This window comes from Streptomyces sp. SCA2-17 (assembly GCF_044336695.1).
Genome location: NZ_CP117521.1, coordinates 2445301 through 2464721, shown reverse-complemented (window position 1 = coordinate 2464721; position 19421 = coordinate 2445301). Strand labels below are relative to the sequence as shown.

Here is a 19421-nt window from a genome sequence, read left to right as displayed (position 1 = left end):
CGTGCGACCGCTCACCGCAGCGCCCGGCGCCGTGGCCCTCGCCGCGGGCCTGCTCGGCACGGCCGTCCTGCTGGGCGGCTGCGCCGACCCCGGCGGCCTGGAGGTCTCCGGGCCGGCCCTCAGCCCCTCGCCGGGCACGGACGCCGTCTACGTCGCCGAGCCGGGCGGCAAGCCGCCGCTGCGCCGGCCCGCCGCCCTGACGCTCTCTCCCGCGGCCACCCTCACCGAGCTGCGCTGGCAGTCCTGGGGCGGCCCGACGGCGGAGGCGTACGGCAGCGTGCACGGCACCTGGTGCCGGCCCGCCTGCGCCCCCGACCGGCCGTACGCCGCCAAGGTCACGCTCAGCGGCCTCGTCAGCCGCGCCGCCGACGGGAACGGCGGGGAGAGTGGGAATGGCGGGAACGGCGGGGACGCTGGGAACAGCGGCGCCGGCGAGGACACCGCCTACTACACCCGTGTCACCGTCGACCCCGAGGGACTGCCCGCCTCGCTCGCCCACGAGCTGCGCGACCTGCGGCTCCCCGTCCCCCCGCGTTAGCCGCCGAGGAGCTGGAAGCCATGGGACTGCGCACGAAGATCGGCGTGGCGATCACCGCCACCGCCGCCCTGGTCGCCGTCATCATGGGCATCGTCGTGCACCACCGCACCGCCACCAGCCAGCTGGAGACCGCGCGGGAGTCCCTGGAGAGCCGGCTCGCCGCGGCCGTCGAGGACCACGCCGCGGGCGCCGACCGGCCGCGCACGCTCATCAACCCCGAGCGCATACCCGGGCCGCTGCGGAAGGCCGTCGAGGCGGGCAAGCGCGCCACGTACCTCGACCGCAGCGGCCCCGTACCGATGCTGTGGGCCGGCAGCCGCCTCGGCCGCGACACGATCGTCGTCAGGCACCCGTACACCCGGCAGACCGCCAACCTCCGCAAGCTCGACGAGGCCCTGTGGTGGGCCGGCGGACTCGGCACCGCCTTCGCCGGCGTCGTCGGCGTGGGCCTCGCGACCGTCGCCGGGCGGCGCCTCAACGCCTCCGCCCGGACGGCCGAGCGCATCGCCGACGGCGACCTCAGCGCCCGCCTCAAGCCGCGCGGCGGGCAGGACGAGATCGCCCGCCTGATCGTCGCCGTCAACACCATGGCCGACGCGCTCGCCGCCCGCCTCCAGGCCGAGCGCGAGGTCACCTCGAACATCGCCCACGAGCTGCGCACGCCCGTGGCCGGCCTGATCGCCGCCGCGGAGGTGCTGCCGCCCGGGCGGCCCGCCGAGCTGGTACGGGAGCGGGCGGAGCGGCTCCGGGCGCTCATGGAGGACGTCCTGGAGGTCGCCCGGCTGGACGGCACCGCCGAGCAGGCCGACACCGAGTTGCGGACGCTGGGCGAGCTGACGCGGCGCGCCGTCCGCGCGGCCGAGATGGACGGCAAGGGCGCCGCCGCGGAGGTGCGGGTCGTGCGGGACTGCCTGGTCGAGACCGACGCGCGGCGCGTCGAACGGATCCTCGCCAACCTCGTCGCCAACGCCTTCCGGCACGGCGGCGCGCCCGTGGTCGTGGAGATCGACGGCGGCACCGTCCGGGTCCGCGACGGCGGCCCCGGCTTCCCGCCCGAGCTGCTGACCCGCGGACCGCAGCGCTTCCGTACGGGCTCGCGCGCCGGACTCGGCCTGGGCCTGACGATCGCCGCGGGCCAGGCGCGGGTGCTGGGGGCGGGCCTGTCCTTCGCCAACCCGGAGGGCGGGGGCGCGCTGGCCACGCTGGACCTGACGGCGTCGGTCCGGGACGGGGAGGACCCGGTTGGTGAGGCCTCCGAGGCCTCCTGAGGTGCGGGGAGGGGCCGCAGCCCCAACAGTGGAAGCCATGAAAGACGACAACGTCCTCTTCCTGAACGTCTCCTCGCCCGAGAAGGGCCACCGGGCCCTGGACGCCCTCCGCGAGGCGCACGCCGCGGGGCGGCTGGGGCTCCGCGAGGGCGCGGTGATCTCCCGCGCCGACGACGGCAGCCTCGACTTCCCCGACGCCGTCGACAACTCCGGCACGGCCCGCGCCTTCGCCGTCGGCGGCCTGATCGGCGGCCTCCTGGGCATCCTCGGCGGCCCCCTCGGCGTCATGATCGGCTTCGGCGCGGGCGGCCTCATGGGCGGCGTCCGCGACGCACGCGAGGCCACGGCCGCGAACGCGGCCCTGGAGATGCTCGCGGCGGAGGTGCCGCCGGGCAGTACGGTCCTGGTCGCGGAACTCGTCGAGGACGGCCCGGCGGAGGCCGACGCGATCCTGGAACCGTACGGGGAGGCGACGCGCTACCGGACGGAGGACATCCGCCACGAGGTGGAAGCGGCGATCGCTTCGTCTTGACGTACGTGCGGGTCACGGCGGCGCCGCATTCCGCCGGACTCTCGCCGCGGGGGCATTTCGCCGCGGCGGCGGGAGGGATTGGCGGGGCCTGCCCCCCAGAGCCCGCCGCAGCGGTGCGCAACCACATCGCTCCTGACCGGCGGTGCCGGACTGCGCTCGGCCGCCGGGTATTCCGCCGGACCCTCGCCGCGGGGGCATTTCGCCGTGGCGGCGGGAGGGGATTGGCGGGGCCTGCCCCCGGATCCCGCCGCAGCGGTGCGCCACCACGTCGTGCTCGACCGGCGGTGCCGGGCCGCGCCCCGGGCCGGCGGGCCGCCCCGTGAGTTACAGCCGCTTCGTGAAGCAGCGGCTGCTCTCGTACGTGCGGTACATGCCGAACTTGTCCCGCGCCGGCACCGGCGCGTACCCGCTCGACACGTACAGCTCGATCGCCTCCGGCTGCTTGTCGCCCGTTTCCAGGACCATCCGGGTCCGGCCCGCCGCCCGGGCGTCCCGTTCCAGTTCCGCGAGGATCCGCCGCGCGAGCCCGCGCCCGCGTGCCTCCGGTATGACGTACATCCGCTTCAGCTCGGCGTCGCCGTCCGCGTAGCCCTCGCCGCCCGCCGCCTCGCGGGCGCGCCAGCCGCCGGTGGCGACGGGCGCGCCGCCGGGCTCGTAGGCGATGAGATACAGGCCACACGGCGGGGCGAACTGGGCCGGCTCCAGCGGGGTGACATCACCGTCTCCGTACCGCTGCGCGTACTCGAGTTGCACCCGGTCCTGGAGCTTCAGCGCGTCGGGATGGTCGTATGCGACCGGCAAGATCTGCATTCAAGGCATCGTACGGAAGTCGGTATCGTGCCGGAATGCTGACCGTTACGAGCGTAAATGTGAATGGACTCCGCGCGGCCTCCAAGAAGGGCTTCGTGGAGTGGCTGGCGCAGACCGAGGCGGACGTCGTGTGCCTCCAGGAGGTCCGGGCCGAGCCGCACCAGCTGCCCGACGAGGTGCGCGAGCCGGAGGGCTGGTTCACGCTCCACGCCCCGGCGGCGGCCAAGGGCCGCGCGGGCGTCTCGGTCTACTCGCGCCGCGAGCCGGAGGCGGTGCGGGTCGGCTTCGGCTCGGCCGAGTTCGACGGCAGCGGCCGCTACGCCGAGATCGACCTCCCCGGCGTCACCGTCGCCAGCCTCTACCTGCCCTCCGGCGAGGTCGGCACGGAGCGGCAGGACGAGAAGGAACGCTTCATGGCGGAGTTCCTGCCGTACCTGGTGGGGCTCAAGGCGCGGGCCGCGGCCGAGGGGCGCGAGGTCCTGGTCTGCGGCGACTGGAACATCGCCCACACCGAGGCCGACCTCAAGAACTGGAAGGCCAACCGCAAGAGCGCGGGCTTCCTGCCCGAGGAGCGCGAGTGGCTCGGCAAGGTCTTCGGCGAGTACGTGGACGTGGTCCGGGCCCTGCACCCGGGCGTCGACGGGCCGTACTCGTGGTGGTCGTACCGCGGGCGGGCCTTCGACAACGACTCGGGCTGGCGCATCGACTACCTGGTCGCGACGCCGGGCCTCGCCGAGCGGGCGCTGAAGGCGAGGGTGGAGCGGGCGGCCTCGCACGACCTTCGGTGGTCGGACCACGCGCCGGTCACGGGCGTCTTCGGCTGAGGCCGGGACCGAGGCCGGGTCCTGAGGCCCGGTCGCCCGGTTTCCTGATCGCCGCGTCCCGGCATTCGGCGCAATCACGCCGTTTGCGCGCGCGGACTCCGGCTTCCCGCCCACTCGCGGGCGCGGGGCTGCTTCAATTCACCTCTGTGGAGGCACAGTTGGCCTGACCGGCCGGCGTGCGGGCGTGGTCGCGGCATGGCGCGCCCGTGCGTCCCCGCCGCCGTCAGCCGGGCCTGGCGGGTCCCGGTTCGCCGGCGGCGCCGTGCGCACCGAGCCGGACAGCGGGCTCGGTGCGCACGCGCCGGTCCAGGGCCATGGTGAACTCCGCGTCCATGACCGTCTTGGCGATGCCCCGCAGCTCGTCGAGCGCCGCGGCCGTCGCGGGCTCGCCCGGTTGCAGCCCGGGCAGGACGTGGGTGCGGATGAGCTCGGTGAACGTCCCGGCGAGGGCGTCCGCGTGGGCCCGCACCTCGCGGCCCGCGGCGAGCACCGCGGCCAGCGGGACGCCGTGCCGCACGAGCGCGGTCGAGGCGTCGAGGAGGCGGCGGCTGACGTGCACGATCTCGTCGCCTTCGCCGCCGCTGTCGAGGCCGAGGTAGCCCATGTCGAGCGAGGCGGTCACGTTCTCCGGGGTGATCTCGCCGCCGAAGCGGTCGGCCAGTTCCGCCGGGGTGAGGCGGACGGCGGCCTCCTCCTGCCAGGGGACGGCGACGGCCGTGCCCGTGCCCGCCAGCCCCAGGAGCTCGCCCATGTCGCGCCCGCACTCGAAGGCGCTGATCAGCTCGGCGATGCCGCCGAGAGTGTGCCCGCGTTCCAGGAGTGCGGCGATCGTCCGCAGCCGGGCCAGGTGCGGTGGGCCGTACCAGGCGATGCGGCCCTCGCGCCGCGGCGCCGGCAGCAGCTTGCGCTCGCGGTAGAAGCGCAGCGTGCGCGGGGTGATCCCGGCGGCGTCGGCGAGCTCGGCGGCCCGGTACTGCCGCGAGGCGGCCTCGGCCGGCCCGGCCGCCTCAGTCGACTCCGGGCCGTGGGCCTCCCGCTCGCCCGCGCCCACCACCCCGCGGCCCCCTCCGTCACCCATCGCGTCGCCCCCTCGTCCGTGGTCACGCGCGAAGCGTAAGCGTACGTGCGACCGGCGGTAACTTCCGTTCCCCGTACCCCTATCGCTTCTCCCGGCTCTGCCCTACGCTCCCCATCGTGCCAGTGATTGCTGGCGCAGTTGTGTTGAATCCGGGAGGCTGCGGCATGGCCGAGCAGATGCGTCAGCACGTACGGGTGGCGGTGATCGGGTCCGGCTTCGGCGGGCTGGGGGCGGCGGTCCGGCTGCGCCGCGAGGGGATCACCGACTTCGTGGTCCTGGAGCGCGCGGACTCCGTGGGCGGCACCTGGCGCGACAACACCTACCCCGGCTGCGCCTGCGACGTGCCGTCCCACCTCTACTCCTTCTCCTTCGCCCCCAACCCCGCCTGGCCGCGCAGCTTTTCCGGCCAGCCGCACATACGGGCGTACCTGGAGCACGTCACCGACACCTTCGGCCTCCGCCCGCACCTGCGCTTCAACTCCGAGGTGCAGCACCTGCGCTGGGACGAGGAGCGGCTGCACTGGGAGGTCACCACGGCCGGGGGCGACTGGACCGCCGACGTCGTCGTCTCCGCCACCGGCCCCCTCGCCGACCCGCGCGTACCGGAGATCCCCGGCCTGGACTCCTTCCCCGGCACGGTCTTCCACTCCTCCCGCTGGGACCACGACGCCGACCTGCGCGGCAAACGCGTCGCCGTGATCGGCACCGGCGCCTCCGCGATCCAGATCGTGCCCGGCATCCAGCCCGAGGCGGGCCGCGTCACCCTCTTCCAGCGCACCCCGCCGTGGGTGCTGCCCCGCTTCGACCGCCCCGTCTCCGCCGCCGAGCGCCGGCTGCACACCCTGCTGCCCGCGACGGCGGCCCTGCGCCGCGGCATCCTGTGGGGCATCCGGGAGCTCCAGGTCAGCAACTTCACCAAGCGCCCGGAGCGGATGCGCGTGGTGGAGAAGCTGGCGCTGGCCCACATGCGCAAGGGCATAGCGGACCCGGCCCTGCGCGCCCGGCTGACCCCGGACTACCGCATCGGCTGCAAGCGCATCCTGCTCTCCAGCGACTACTACCCGGCGCTCGCCCGCCCCAATGTGGACCTGGTGGCGTCCGGGCTGGCCGAGGTGCGGGGCTCGACGCTGATCGCCGCCGACGGCACGGAGGCCGAGGCCGACGTCATCGTCTTCGGCACGGGCTTCCGGGTCACGGACATGCCGATCGGCCACCGGGTCACCGGCGCGGGCGGCGTGACGCTCGCCGAGTCGTGGAAGGACGGCATGGCGGCCCTGCGCGGCACCAGCGCCGCCGGCTTCCCCAACTTCCTCACCGTCATCGGGCCCAACACCGCGCTGGGCAACAGCTCGATGATCCTCATCATCGAGTCCCAGCTGAACTACCTCGCCGACTTCATGCGGCAGCTGGACACCCTCGGCGGCAAGGCGGCCCTCGATGCCCGCCCCTCCGCGGTCAACGCGTGGAACCGGCACATCCAGCGCCGCATGGAACGTACGGTCTGGAACACCGGCTGCCAGAGCTGGTACCTGGACGCCAACGGCCGCAACACCACGGTCTGGCCCGGCACCACCGCCGAGTTCCGCAAGGTCACCCGCCGGGTCAACCTCGCCGAATACCAGGTGCTGCGGCCGCCGCGCACGCCCCGCACCGCCGTCTCCGCGGCGGCCGGGACCGGGACGGAGGCCGCGCGATGAGCCGGGTGGGCCTCGAAGGCCAGGTCGCCGTCGTCACCGGCGCCGCCCGCGGCGTGGGCGAGCAGCTGGCCCGCAAGCTGTCGGCGCGCGGCGCCCGCGTCGCGCTGGTGGGCCTGGAGCCCGACGAACTGGCCCGCGTCGCGGCCTCGCTGCACGAGGACGCCGCGCACTGGCACGCGGACGTCACCGACCACGAGCGCATGGCGCAGGTCGCTCGCGAGGTCAAGGCCCGCTTCGGCAAGACCGACATCGTCGTGGCCAACGCGGGCGTCGCCGGGGGCGGCCCGTTCATCTCCTCCGACCCCGAGCGCTGGCGCCGCGTCGTGGACGTCAACCTCGTCGGCAGCGCCGTCACGGGCCGCGCTTTCCTGCCCGTCCTCGCCGAGAGCCGCGGCTACCTGTTGCAGATCGCCTCGTTCGCCGCGATGGCACCGGCGCCGATGATGAGCGCCTACTGCGCGTCGAAGGCGGGCGTCGAAGCGTACGCGCGCTGCCTGCGCGGCGAGGTCGCCCACAAGGGCGTCCGGGTCGGCGTCGCCTACCTGACCTGGACCGACACGGACATGGTGCGCGGGGCCGACGAGGACGACGTGATGCGTGAGATGCGGCAGCGCCTGCCCTGGCCCGCCAACCGCACCTACCCCCTCGGCCCGGCCGCGGACCGCCTGGTCGACGGCATCGAGCGGCGCGCGGCGCACGTGTACGGGCAGGGCTGGCTGCGGGCGGTGCAGGGCGCCCGGGGCTTGCTGCCCGGTCTGCTCGCCCTGGGCGCCCAGCGCGAGATGCGGCGGTACGAGCCGAGGCTCGCGGGCGTGCGCGGGGGGCTGGTGGGCGCGGGCGGGGCGGCGGACGAGCGGGAGCGTACGCGGGCGTAGCACAGCGTAGTCATCCGATATGCGGGCTAAGATGGGGCATGTCAGGCTGTTCCGGGGCAAAACGTCCCCATCCCCTCTCGCTGAGGAGTGAGAACAGCCATGGGCATCAAGGACGAGATGCAGGGCAAGGCGCAGCAGGCCAAGCAGAAGCTGGAGCAGTCCAAGCAGCAGGCTCAGCAGAAGGGCCAGCAGGCGCAGGACAAGCTCCGGGAGCGCAAGCAGCAGGGCCGCGAGCAGCAGGAGGGTCAGCAGCGGTCCTTCGACGACATCCAGGACGAGCTCGACGACCGCACCTGAGGGAGCTGAGTCCCGTGGCCAAGGGAGACAAGGCCAGGAGCAAGGCGGAGCAGCAGCAGGCCGGGAAGGCCGCACAGACCGGTAAGAAGTCCCAGCAGAACGCGAGCGAGAAGGCCCGCCAGGAACTGATCCGCAAGGAGCAGGAGGAGTGGGACCGGCGCGACACGTTCGACGAGAACTTCGAGATCTGACAGCGGACCGGCATCAGGGGCGCACCCCGCAAGGAGTGCGCCCCTGTTCCGTGCTCAGCTCCGCGGCGGGCTCAGCTCCGCGGCGGGCTCAGCTCCGCGGCGGCAGCTTCGGCCGCCGCAGGTCCGGCACGCCCGAGTAGTCCGGCGGCTGCGCGGCACCGTGCCGTTCCAGCAGGTCGAGCGCGATCTGCACCGCGTCGTCCAGCTGCTTGTGCCGGCCCTCGGCCCAGTCGAGCGGCGTGCGGTCGATCTCGACGTCGGGTTCGACGCCGCGGTTCTCGATCGTCCAGCCGTACGCGTCGAACCACGCCGCGTTCATCGGCACCGTGATCGCCGTGCCGTCCCCGAGCCGGTGCCGGCCGGTCATGCCGACCACGCCGCCCCAGGTGCGCAGGCCGATCACCGGGCCGATGCCCTGCAACTTGAACGCGGCGGTGATCATGTCGCCGTCGGAGGAGGTCATCTCGTCGGCGATGGCGACGACCGGCCCGCGCGGGGCGTTGCTCGCGTACGACACGGGCTGGGCGTCGCGCGTGAGGTCCCAGCCGATGATGGTGCGGGTGAGCTTCTCCACCACCAGCTCGCTGATGTTGCCGCCCGCGTTGCCGCGCACGTCCACGATCAGGGCCGGGCGGGACATCTCCATGCGCAGGTCGCGGTTGAACTGGGCCCAGCCCGAGCCGCCCATGTCGGGGATGTGGAGGTAGCCGCACTTGCCGCCGCTGAGCTCGCGGACGACCGCGCGGCGCTTGGCCACCCAGTCCTGGTAGCGCAGCGGGCGCTCGTCGACGAGCGGGACGACGGCGACGCGGCGCGGGTGCCCCTCGGGCCCGGGGGAGCGGAACGTGAGCTCCACGGTGGTGCCGCCCGCCGCGGCCAGCAGCGGGTACGGGCCGGCCACCGGGTCGACGGGGCGGCCGTCGACGTGCGTGAGGGCCGCGCCCTCGCGGATGCCCGAACCGGCCAGCGGGGAGCGGGCCTTGGAGTCGGAGGAGTCGCCGGGCAGGATGCGCCGGACCGTCCAGGAGCCGTCCTTCTGGTGGGTGAGGTTGGCGCCGAGCAGCCCGATGGCGCGCTGGTAGTGCGGCGGGCCCTCGTTGCGGCGGGCGGGGGCGACGTAGGCGTGCGAGGTGCCCAGCTCGCCGAGGACCTCGCGCAGCAGGTCGGCGAAGTCGTCGGGGGTGGCGACCCGGTCGACCAGGGGCCGGTACTGGCCGAGCACCGCGTCCCAGTCGATGCCGCACATGCCCGGCTCCCAGAAGTACGCGCGGACGATCCGCCCGGCCTCCTCGTAGGCCTGCCGCCACTCGGCGCCCGGGTCGACGTCGTGCAGGATGCGCCGCATGTCGATGAAGACCGTCGACTCGGGGTCGGGGGTGTCCGTGGCGGGCACGGCCCGCAGGTCGCCCTCGTCGTTGATGACGAGGCGGGTGCCGTCGCCGCTGACCGCGAACCAGTCGAGGGAGCTGCTGAGTTCGGTGCGCTTGGCCTTGGTGAGGTCGAAGTGCTCCAGGGTGGGGCGGCCCGAGGTGTCGGCGGGGTTGGCGAAGGTCTCGCCGAGCGCGCCGGAGATCGGCCAGCGCAGCCACACCAGGCCGCCGCCGCTGACCGGCCGCAGCGCCGAGTACTTGGAGGCGGCCACGGGGAAGGGCGTCACCCGGCTCTCCAGGCCCTCCGCCTCGACCAGCGTCGGCCCGGCCCCGGTGTCCTCCAGGTCCAGGCCGCCCGCCGCCGGCCGGCCCTCGGCGGACAGCGCGAACGGCGAGGGCGTCGCCGAGGACAGCGGGACCAGGTAGGGGCGGCAGCCCAGCGGGAAGGACAGGTCACCGGTGTGCACGTCGTAGACGGGGTCGAAGCCGCGCCAGGAGAGGAAGGCGAGGTAGCGGCCGTCGCGGGTGAAGACCGGCTGCTCGTCCTCGAAGCGCCCGTTGGTCACGTCGACGACCAGCCGGTCCTTCAGCCGCGCGATCTTGATCTGGCGCAGGGAGCGGCCGATGCCGGGGTGGGACCAGGCCAGCCACTCCGAGTCGGGCGAGAAGGCGAGGTCGCGCACCGGCCCGTTGACCGACCGGATCAGCTCGCTCACCTCTCCGGTGCCGCCGCCCGGTTCCGCGCCCTCGCCGGAATCTGCGCCCTCGTCCTCGTCCGGTCCCGCGCCCACGCCCTCGCCCGGCCCCGTGCCCTCGGCGGAGTCGCTCGCCTCTCCGGCGCCCTCGGCCGAGGTGTCCACGAGCAGCAGCCGCCCGTCGTGCGTGGCCAGCGCCAGCCGTTCCCCGTCGGGGGAGGCCAGGGTCTCGTGCACCCGCCCGATCCGGCCCGCGCCGAGCCGCCGCGGCTCGGCCGGGCCCGCGGCGCGCGGCAGCTGGGCGATCTCGATCGCGTCCTCGCCCTCCGCGTCCGTCACGTAGGCCACCCGCCCGGACGCGCCGAGCATCTCCGGCAGCCGCACCCGGACGCCCGGGGTGTCGGCGATGGTACGGGCGGGGCCGTCGCGGTGGGTGAGCCAGTAGAGGCTGCCGCGGACCTGGACGGCGCTCGCCCGGCCCGTGGTGTCCACGCTCACGCCGTCCACGTTGGAGGCGGCCTGCACCTGGTACGGGCGGCGCCCGGCGCGCGGCCCGCCCAGCGTCACCTCCAGGCGCCGCGGCCGCCCGTCCGGCCCGAGGTCGTCCACCAGCCACAGCTCGCCCGCGCACTGGTAGACGACGCGCTCGCCGTCGGTCGAGGCGTGCCGGGCGTAGAAGTCGTCGTGGTCGGTGTGGCGGCGCAGCTCCGAGCCGTCGGGCAGGCAGGAGTAGAGGTTGCCGACGCCCTCGTGGTCGGAGAGGAAGGCGATCCGGCCGCCCGCGAACATCACCGAGTCGAGGTGGCCGCCGATGTCCGGCACCAGCCGCCGCTCCTTCGCGCCCAGCAGCCACAGCCGGCCCGTGGCCCCGCCGCGGTAGCGCTTCCAGGCGGCCGGCTCGTGCGGCGGCTTGCCGGCCAGCAGCAACGTGCGGTGCTCGCCCTCCGCCTCGCCGATCGCGATGTCGGACACCGGCCCCCAGGGCAGCCGCAGCCCCGGGCCGCCGCCGGTCGGCACCCGGTAGGCCCACGAGAAGTACGAGAACGGCTGGCCGTGCGAGGAGACGGCGAGGACGTCGTGGCCGCCGTTGCGGTCCGAGGGGGCCCAGCCGCAGACGCGGGCATCGGTGCTGCCCCAGTAGGTGAGCCGGCGGGCGGGGCCGCCGTCGACCGGGGCCAGGTGGATCTCGGGGTCGAGGCTGCGCCAGTTCGTGTAGGCGATGTGGCGGCCGTCGGGGGAGAAGCGGGGGTGGCCGACGCGGGTGCGGTCGACGGTCAGCCGCCAGGCCCGGCCGCCGGACGTCCCCGGCGCCAGGGGGGCCAGCCACAGGTCGTCCTCCGCGGTGAAGCAGAAGAGGTCACCATGGAGATGAGGAAATCTCAGGTAAGAATCACTCACTCCACCATCGTTTCGGCCCCGGGGTGGCGCGGCAACCGGAGCCCCCGGTGCCCCGTGACGGAGAACACGTGCGAAACGGCGTCGTTTCGCAAGGGGGCGTCGTACGCTCGATGTGTACGAAACCGTTTCGTACGTGTGCGCACGCGCAAGGAGGCGGACGTGTCCACGGAATCACCCAGGCCGGCGTCGCGCCGCACCCGGCTCACCCCCGAGCGCGAGGCCGAGCTCTACGAGGCGGTCCTCGCGATCCTGCGCGAGGTCGGCTACGACGCCCTGACCATGGACGCCGTCGCCACCCGCACGCACGCCAGCAAGGCCACCCTCTACCGCCAGTGGAAGGGGAAGCCGGAGCTCGTCGTGGGGGCCCTGCGCCACAAGAAGCCGATCAAGCTGGCGGACATCGACACCGGCACACTGCGCGGTGATCTCCGAGCAATGGTGTGCGAGGCCGACGATGAGCAGATGGCACAGGACGCCGCCCTTATGCGGGGGCTGGGGCACGCGATCCACGCGAACCCCGATCTGCACCGGGCGCTGCGCGAGCTGCTGATCGAGCCGGAGAGCGAAGGTCTCCGGGCGATGCTGCGGCGCGCGGTCGAGCGGGGCGAGATCGCCGCGGACAACCCCGCGACCGACTTCGTCGCGCAGATGATGCTCGGTGCGTTCATGACCCGCCCGCTGGTCGAGGACCGGCCGGCGGACGCCGCGTACCTGGTCCGCTACATCGACGCCGTGGTGCTCCCCGCCCTCGGCGTCTGATCCCCCACACCCCCACATACTCCCCACCCCCCACCGCCCAGCTGACGCGCCGCTCTCGTCGTCGGGCTGCATCCCCATGCCCTTGTTCATCCACTGATCCGACGGGAGCACCACCCCTCGTGGCCACGTTCCTCTACAGACTCGGCCGGCTCGCCTACCGGCGGCGCTGGTACTTCGCCCTGATATGGGTGCTGCTGCTGGTCCTCGCCGGGGCCGGCGCAGCCACCGCGTCCAAGTCCAGCAACAACGACTTCTCCATCCCGGGCACGGAGGCGCAGCGCGCCTTCGACCTGCTGGAGAAGCGCTTCCCGGGCAACAACGAGCAGAACGCCTCCGCCCGCATCGTCTTCAAGGCCCCCGAGGGCCAGAAGCTCACCGACGCCAAGAACAAGGCGGCGGTCGAGAAGGTCATCGCCGAGCTGAAGCGCAGCCCGCAGGTGGCCGGCGCGGCCGACCCGTTCGCGGGGCAGACCGTCAACCCGGCCGGTACCACCGGCTACGCGTCCGCCGCGTACAAGGTCAAGTCCATGGACCTGACCGAGGACTCGCGCACCGAGCTCAAGGACGCGGCCCAGCACGGCCGTGACGCCGGGCTGACCGTCGAGGTCGGCGGCAGCGTGCTCCAGGAGATGCCCGAGGGCGGCTCCGAGGTCATCGGCATCGCCGTGTCCGCGGTCGTCCTGCTGATCACCTTCGGCTCGCTCGTCGCCGCGGGCCTGCCGCTGCTGACGGCCATCATCGGCGTCGGCATCGGCGTCTCGTCCATCGCGGCGCTCGCGCCCCTGCTGGACCTCTCGACCAGCACCTCCACGCTCGCCATGATGATCGGCCTCGCGGTCGGCATCGACTACGCGCTGTTCATCGTCTCCCGCTACCGCGCGGAGCTGGCCGAGGGCCGAGAGCGCGAGGAAGCGGCGGGCCGGGCCGTCGGAACCGCCGGTTCCGCGGTGGTCTTCGCGGGCCTGACGGTCGTCATCGCGCTCGCGGGCCTCATGGTCGTCAACATCCCCATGCTGACGAAGATGGGCATGGCCGCGGCGGGCACCGTCACCATCGCGGTGCTGATCGCGCTCTCGCTCATCCCCGCGCTGCTCGGCTTCGCCGGCAAGCAGGTGCTGGCCCGCAAGGTCCGCAAGGCCGGGCCGGGCGCGGCCGCGGACGAGAAGCCCAACATGGGCACCCGCTGGGCCCGCCTCGTCCTGCGCAAGCCGGTCCTCGTGCTCGTCGCGGGCGTGCTCGGCCTCGGCGCGATCGCCGTCCCGGCCGCCTCGCTGGAGCTGGGCCTGCCCGACGACGGCGCGGCGTCCAAGAGCAGCACGCAGCGCAAGGCCTACGACCTGCTGTCCGAGGGCTTCGGCCCCGGCTTCAACGGCCCGCTCATGGTCATCACCGACGTGGCGCACGCCAAGGACCCCAAGGGTGCCGTCCAGAAGGTCGGCGACACCCTCAAGGGCCTGGACAACGTCGCCACCGTGACGCCGGCGCACTTCAACCCGGCCGGTGACACGGCCATGCTCACCGTCGTCCCCAAGTCCAAGCCGACCAGCACGGACACCGAGGACCTCGTCCACGCGATCCGCGCCGAGGGCGGCTCGCTGAAGGCCGACACGGGCGCGGACGTGCTCGTCACCGGCGCCACGGCGATGAACATCGACGTCTCGCAGAAGCTCAACGACGCCCTGCTGCCCTACCTGGCGCTGGTCGTCGGCCTCGCCTTCCTGCTGCTGATGGTCGTCTTCCGGTCGGTGCTGGTGCCGCTGAAGGCCGCGCTCGGCTTCCTGCTGTCGGTGGTCGCCGCGCTGGGCGCCGTCGTGGCGGTCTTCCAGTGGGGCTGGCTGGGCTCGCTCTTCGGCGTCGAGGAGACCGGGCCGATCATGAGCATGATGCCGATCTTCATGGTGGGCGTCGTCTTCGGTCTCGCCATGGACTACGAGGTCTTCCTCGTCACGCGGATGCGGGAGGCGTTCGTCCACGGCGAGCGGCCGGGCCAGGCCGTCGTGACCGGCTTCAAGCACGGCGCGCGGGTGGTGACGGCCGCGGCGATCATCATGATGAGCGTCTTCGCCGGCTTCATCGGCTCCTCCGAGCAGATGATCAAGATGATCGGCTTCGGCCTGGCCATCGCGGTCTTCTTCGACGCGTTCGTGGTCCGGATGGCCATCGTGCCGGCGGTGCTGGCCCTGCTCGGGAAGTCGGCCTGGTGGCTGCCGGGGTGGCTGGCGAAGATCCTGCCGAACGTGGACGTCGAGGGCGAGGGCTTGCAGAAGCAGCTGGCGGAGCCGGCGGCGGGTGCGCCGGAGGCGGACGAGGACAGGGAGCTGGTCAAGGCCTGACCTCGCCTTTCACGGCTGCGGCCCGGCGGTGCGGCTCACCCATGCGGGTGGGCAGGCACCGCCGGGCCGCGCCGTTTCCGGCTGAGCGCCGCTGCGGCGGGAGAAGAGCCCGGGGCGCTCAGCCACCATCAACGCACCCGGCGGTGCCGAAACCGCCCGCCGTCGTACGCCCCGCCCCCCAACACAACGTGTCGTACGCCATGAATTCGCCCGGAATGGGAACCGCCCCCCGCCGCGCCCGCGTTTTCCCCAGTCCACGGGTCGACGACCCGAGGAGCGCGTCGGGGGCGCGCGCGAAGGAAAGGGCTCCACGTTGAACCTGCTCGATCTGCTGCTGTTGCTCGTCGTGCTCGGCTACGCCGTCTCCGGCTACCGCCGCGGCCTCGTGGCGAGCGCCGTGCTGCTCGCCGGTTTCCTCGGCGGAGCCGTCCTCGGCGTGTGGGCGCTGCCGTTCGCCCTGGAGCCGTTCGACGCGGGGTCGGCCGGCGCGGCCGTCGTCGCCGTCCTCGTGGTCCTCGTCCCGGCGGGGATCGGCCACGCCCTGGCCGGCCGCCTCGCCTACGGCCTGCGCCGCAAGCTCACGTGGGCCCCGGTCCGGGGCGTGGACGGCATCGGCGGTGCCGCCGTGAACTCCCTGGCCGTGCTCCTCGTGGCCTGGGTCGCCGCGAGCGTGCTCGTCTCGGCGCACTCCCCGCTCCTCTCCCGCCAGATCAAGGACTCCACCCTGCTCGGGGCCGTGCAGAAGGCGATGCCCGAGCAGGCCCCGACGTGGTTCAGCCGCACCACGGACGCCCTGACGGGCGCGGGCTTCCCGCAGGTCTTCAACCCGTTCGAGAACGAGCCGGCGACGGGCGTCCCCGAGCCCTCCGGCGACACCGTCACCCCGGCCGCGCAGCGCGTCGCCCGCGAGAGCGTCGTCAAGGTGGAGGGCGTCGCCGACACGGGCGAGGGCCGCCGCGGCCAGGAGGGCAGCGGCTTCGTCTACGCCGCGCAGCACGTGATGACGAACGCCCACGTCGTGGCGGGGGTGCGGACACCCACCGTGCGCGTGGGCGGCGTCGGCAAGGCGTACCAGGCGAAGGTCGTGCTCTTCGACCCGCGCACGGACGTCGCCGTCCTGGACGTGCCGGGCCTGCGGGCCCCCGTGCTGCCGTTCGACAAGAGCGCCAAGCGCGGCGACGCGGCGATCGTCGCGGGCTTCCCGCAGAACGGCGGGCTCGACGTCCGCGCGGCCACTGTTGCCAATGAGCTCCGTGCCAAGGGCCAGGACATCTACGGCGACGGCGTGACCACCCGCCAGGTGTACTCCGTACGGTCCACGATCCGCCCGGGCAACTCGGGCGGCCCGCTCCTGACCCCCTCCGGGCGGGTCTACGGCGTCGTCTTCGCCCGCTCGACGTCCGACGCGGAGACGGGCTACGTCCTGACGGCGGCGCAGGTCGCGGACGCCGCCCGGAGCGCGGCCACGGCGACGGCGCCGGTGAGCACCGGGAGCCGGGCGGCGCTGTAGCACCGCCCGGCTCCGGGGCACGGCCGGGGCTGCCGCGGTCGGTCCCGGCGCCGGTTCAGTTCCGGCAGCCGGACAGGACCTGGGCGAGCTTGTCCTTCTCGGAGCTGGTGACGCTCAGCCTGTAGTAGTCCTTCACGCCGACCCAGGCCCGGGCGTAGCTGCACTCCCCGCCGGCCGCCGGCATCCACTGGTCCGGGCTCTTGTCGCCCTTGCGCCGGTTGGCCCACGTGGACACCGCGACCAGCTGCGGCGAGGCGGTCAGGTCGTTGGCGAACTCCCGCCGCTTCCTGTCCGTCCAGTCGCGCGCCCCGGCCCCCCACGCCTGCCGCAGCGGCACGATGTGGTCGATGTCGACGTGCGCCGGGTCGGCCATGTCCCTGTTGTCGTACTCGCTGTGCCAGCGGCCGCCGACGACCTTGCACCGGCCGTCGAGCCTCGCGGGGACGGCGGACTGGAGCTTGAGGGCGACCTCCCGGGTCGTGCACTGGTCGACGCCGTGCCGGACCCAGCAGGCGGAGCCGCCGAAGTACTTGCGGTGGTAGCCCCTGCTGTTGAACGCCCTGACCTTGAGGTCGTCCAGCATGCGTGCGGCCTCCTTGGTCTCCGGCAGGTTCCGGGGCCACTTCTGCGGGAGGGCGCGGTGGTGCGCGGGCCGTGCGTGTGAAGGCTGTGTGTGGGAGGGCTGCGCATGCGAGGGCTGTGTGTGGGAGGGCCGTGCGTGGGAGGGCTGCGTGTGTGCGGGCTGCGCGTGTGAGGGCTGCGTGTGCGTGCCCGCCGAGTGGCCGGTCGTGTCGGTCTTGGGCGGTGCGAAGACGTCCCCTTCGTCCGGCGTGGCGCCTTCGCATTCGTTCTCGTCGTAGTCCAGCGGGGCCCGGTGGTGCCCGGACTGCGGGGCGGCGGGTTCGGGCGGCGGGGGAGTGGCCCGGGCCGCGGTTCCGGGAAGGGCCGCCGGAAGAAGGGCGGCGGCGGTGGCGAAAACGATGACCAGGCGTCTGGACCGGCTCATGACGCATCTCCTCGTGGCTGCTGCGGATGCCGATGTGGCCGATGTAGCTGTCAAGAGGAATTGCCCAAAGAGAGGTCAAGTCTGCATATATTCCGATGAATTCACTCATCCGAGCAGGCACGCGCACTAAGTCCGGCGCCGTCACACCCCCACCCGTTCGTCCTCCTCCTCCGACTCCTCCAGGAGCCGGGCCGCCAGGGCGTCCAGCGCGCGGTCGAGGCGGGCGCGGTCCTCCGGGGAGCCCGGGTCCCAGTCGTCCAGGCGGGCGCCCAGCCACGAGCGCCACGTCGCGGCCAGCCGCTCGATCTCCGCCTCGCCCGCGGGCGTGAGCGACAGCACGTCGCCGTCCAGCCGCGCGTACCCCGCCCCCGCCGTCCGTGCGAACACGGGCTCCAGCGCCTCCGGCGGCATCCGGTGCGCGGCCGCCACCGACGACAGCGTCGCCTCGCCGCGCACGCGCAGCCGCCAGTGGATCTGGCCCAGCGTCCACGCCTCCGCCGGATCGAGCGGACTGCCCGACTCCGCCAGCATCCGCGGGCCCACCGGCCCCCCGGCCTTGCGCAGGACGCCCGCGACCGCCCGTTCCAGCTGCCGCTCCGCCTCCCCGGAGTCCGGCGCCGCGAAGCCCTCGCCCATGTCGGACGCCCCGGCCCGCGCACTGTCGCGCAGCGGCACCTCCTTGAGGAACCACGCCGCCACGAAGCCCGCCAGCGCCACCGGCACGACCCACAGGAAGACGTAGTTCACGGTCTCCGCGTAGGCATCGACGACCGGCCGGGCCTGCGCGGGCGGCAGCGCGGCCAGTCGCTGCGGGCTGACGACGGCGGACGGCGGCACGCCGGGTGAGCGCAGCAACGCCTCCGTCAGGTTCGGCTTGAGCCGGTTGCTGTAGAGCGTGCCGAAGATGGCTGTCCCGAACGAGCTGCCGAGCGTGCGGAAGAACGTGACGCCGGAGGTGGCCGTGCCCAGCTCGTGGTACGGGACGGTGTTCTGCACGGCGATCGTCAGCACCTGCATGGCCAGCCCGATCCCGGCCCCCAGCACGAACATGTACAGGGACTCCAGCCACGCCCCCGTCGACGCCCCCATTGTCGACATCAGGAACAGCCCCAGCGCCATGACCGCCATCCCGGCGACCGGGAACCACCGGTAGCGGCCGGTGCGGCTGATCACGATGCCCGAGACCATGGACGCGCCCAGCAGCCCCACGACCATCGGCAGCGCCCGCACGCCCGACATCGTCGCCGACACCCCGTCCACGTACTGCAAGTACGTCGGCAGGTACGTCAGCGCGCCCAGCATCGCGAAGCCGACGATGAAGCTGAGGAGGGAGCAGACGGTGAAGACGGGGTTGCGGAAGAGGTGCATGGGAAGCATGGGCTCCCGTGCCCGCAGCTCCACCAGGACGAAGCCGGTCAGCAGCACGACCGCGCCCGCGAAGAGGCCGACGATCACCGCCGAGCTCCACGCGTACGTGTTGCCGCCCCACTCCAGGCCGAGGACGAGCGCGGAGGCGCCCGCCGCGACCAGGGCGATGCCCAGGTAGTCGATCACGGGCCGCACGGCCGAGCGGACGACGGGAATCGTGCGGGCGGCCATCACGACCATGACGACGGCGACGGGCACGTTGACGTAGAAGCACCACCGCCACGTCGCGTGATCGGTGAAGACGCCGCCCAGGGTCGGGCCGACGACCGTCGTCACGCCGAAGACCGCACCCAGCGCCCCCTGGTACTTGCCGCGCTCGCGCAGCGGGATCACGTCCGCGATCAGCGCCATCGCGGTGACCATCAGCCCGCCGCCGCCCGCGCCCTGCACGGCGCGCGCCGCGATCAGCATCGCCATGGAGCCGGCGGCGCCCGCGAAGACCGACCCCGCCGTGAAGACCACCGCACTGAGCTGGAAGACGATCTTCCGGCCGAAGAGGTCGCCGAACTTGCCGACGAGGACGGTCGCGACGGTCTCGGCCAGCAGGTACGCGGTGACCACCCAGGCCATGTGCCCGCCGCCGCCGAGGTCCGCGACGATCGTCGGCAGCGCGGTCGAGACGATCGTCTGGTCGAGGGCCGCGAGCAGCATGCCGAGCACGATCGTGACGAAGACCAGGTTCGTGCGGCGGCGGGTGAGCACGGGCGGGGCCGTGGTCGCCGGGGTGGCCGTGGTCATACGCCCAGCATTCGGGGGATGGGCGGAGGCCGCCACCGGGGCCGCCGCGGAAGCCGCCGGCGGGGGAGGCGCGC

At 73.6% G+C, this 19421-nt stretch carries 16 protein-coding genes; 11 read left to right on the top strand and 5 right to left on the bottom strand.

What is annotated here, in order from left to right; all coding sequences use genetic code 11:
- Position 1: 1 nt before the first annotated feature.
- The 3 genes from PS271_RS10895 to PS271_RS10885 are packed head-to-tail and all read left to right on the top strand — an operon-like array spanning position 2 to position 2338.
- Entirely contained in the window at positions 2–538 is a 537-nt protein-coding gene (locus tag PS271_RS10895) for a hypothetical protein (protein WP_398381758.1), read from the top strand.
- A gap of 20 nt (positions 539–558) precedes the next feature.
- A complete protein-coding gene (locus PS271_RS10890; RefSeq protein ID WP_398381757.1) occupies positions 559–1806 on the top strand; it encodes an ATP-binding protein in 1248 nt (415 codons plus the stop codon).
- A 37-nt stretch (positions 1807–1843) separates the two neighbouring features.
- Positions 1844–2338, top strand: coding sequence for a DUF1269 domain-containing protein (locus PS271_RS10885; RefSeq protein ID WP_398381756.1), 495 nt, complete (start codon positions 1844–1846; stop codon positions 2336–2338).
- Between the two features lie 324 nt (positions 2339–2662).
- On the opposite strand, the gene PS271_RS10880 is transcribed toward PS271_RS10885, so the two are convergent.
- On the bottom strand, positions 2663–3148 hold the full coding sequence (locus PS271_RS10880) for a GNAT family N-acetyltransferase (protein ID WP_398381755.1): 486 nt from the start codon (positions 3146–3148) through the stop codon (positions 2663–2665).
- A gap of 35 nt (positions 3149–3183) precedes the next feature.
- On the opposite strand from PS271_RS10880, the gene PS271_RS10875 reads away from it, so the two are divergent.
- Positions 3184–3972: an exodeoxyribonuclease III gene (locus tag PS271_RS10875; RefSeq protein WP_398381754.1), complete on the top strand. Its 789-nt coding sequence runs from the start codon at positions 3184–3186 to the stop codon at positions 3970–3972.
- 223 nt (positions 3973–4195) lie between these two features.
- Here PS271_RS10875 and PS271_RS10870 read toward each other — a convergent pair whose 3' ends face one another.
- Positions 4196–5050 (bottom strand): MerR family transcriptional regulator, encoded by an 855-nt coding sequence (locus PS271_RS10870; protein ID WP_398381753.1) that lies wholly within the window; start codon positions 5048–5050, stop codon positions 4196–4198.
- 164 nt (positions 5051–5214) lie between these two features.
- On the opposite strand from PS271_RS10870, the gene PS271_RS10865 reads away from it, so the two are divergent.
- From PS271_RS10865 to PS271_RS10850, 4 genes are all read left to right on the top strand, one after another.
- A complete protein-coding gene (locus PS271_RS10865) occupies positions 5215–6747 on the top strand; it encodes a flavin-containing monooxygenase (RefSeq protein WP_398381752.1) in 1533 nt (510 codons plus the stop codon).
- Entirely contained in the window at positions 6744–7622 is an 879-nt protein-coding gene (locus PS271_RS10860) for an SDR family oxidoreductase (protein ID WP_398381751.1), read from the top strand. The genes PS271_RS10865 and PS271_RS10860 overlap by 4 nt, the downstream gene beginning before the upstream one ends.
- Before the next feature lie 99 nt (positions 7623–7721).
- The gene (locus PS271_RS10855; protein WP_398381750.1) at positions 7722–7919 is read left to right on the top strand and encodes a hypothetical protein; all 198 of its coding nucleotides are present in this window, start codon (positions 7722–7724) and stop codon (positions 7917–7919) included.
- Between the two features lie 14 nt (positions 7920–7933).
- On the top strand, positions 7934–8110 hold the full coding sequence (locus PS271_RS10850) for a hypothetical protein (protein WP_398381749.1): 177 nt from the start codon (positions 7934–7936) through the stop codon (positions 8108–8110).
- 88 nt (positions 8111–8198) lie between these two features.
- Here the strand turns inward: PS271_RS10850 and PS271_RS10845 are convergent, their stop codons facing one another.
- Positions 8199–11573 carry a S41 family peptidase gene (locus tag PS271_RS10845; protein ID WP_398381748.1) on the bottom strand — a complete coding sequence of 1125 codons (3375 nt, stop codon included), beginning with the start codon at positions 11571–11573 and terminating at the stop codon, positions 8199–8201.
- Between the two features lie 159 nt (positions 11574–11732).
- On the opposite strand from PS271_RS10845, the gene PS271_RS10840 reads away from it, so the two are divergent.
- The 3 genes from PS271_RS10840 (at position 11733) to PS271_RS10830 (ending at position 16175) form a co-directional block, all read left to right on the top strand.
- Positions 11733–12332, top strand: a complete 600-nt coding sequence (locus tag PS271_RS10840; RefSeq protein WP_398381747.1) for a TetR/AcrR family transcriptional regulator — start codon at positions 11733–11735, stop codon at positions 12330–12332.
- Between the two features lie 119 nt (positions 12333–12451).
- Positions 12452–14665, top strand: a complete 2214-nt coding sequence (locus tag PS271_RS10835) for an MMPL family transporter (protein ID WP_398381746.1) — start codon at positions 12452–12454, stop codon at positions 14663–14665.
- A gap of 313 nt (positions 14666–14978) precedes the next feature.
- A complete protein-coding gene (locus PS271_RS10830) occupies positions 14979–16175 on the top strand; it encodes a MarP family serine protease (protein WP_398381745.1) in 1197 nt (398 codons plus the stop codon).
- Positions 16176–16230: 55 nt separating this feature from the next.
- On the opposite strand, the gene PS271_RS10825 is transcribed toward PS271_RS10830, so the two are convergent.
- A complete protein-coding gene (locus tag PS271_RS10825) occupies positions 16231–17181 on the bottom strand; it encodes an HNH endonuclease family protein (protein WP_398381744.1) in 951 nt (316 codons plus the stop codon).
- Between the two features lie 141 nt (positions 17182–17322).
- A complete protein-coding gene (locus PS271_RS10820) occupies positions 17323–19347 on the bottom strand; it encodes an MDR family MFS transporter (protein ID WP_398381743.1) in 2025 nt (674 codons plus the stop codon).
- Positions 19348–19421 lie beyond the last annotated feature (74 nt).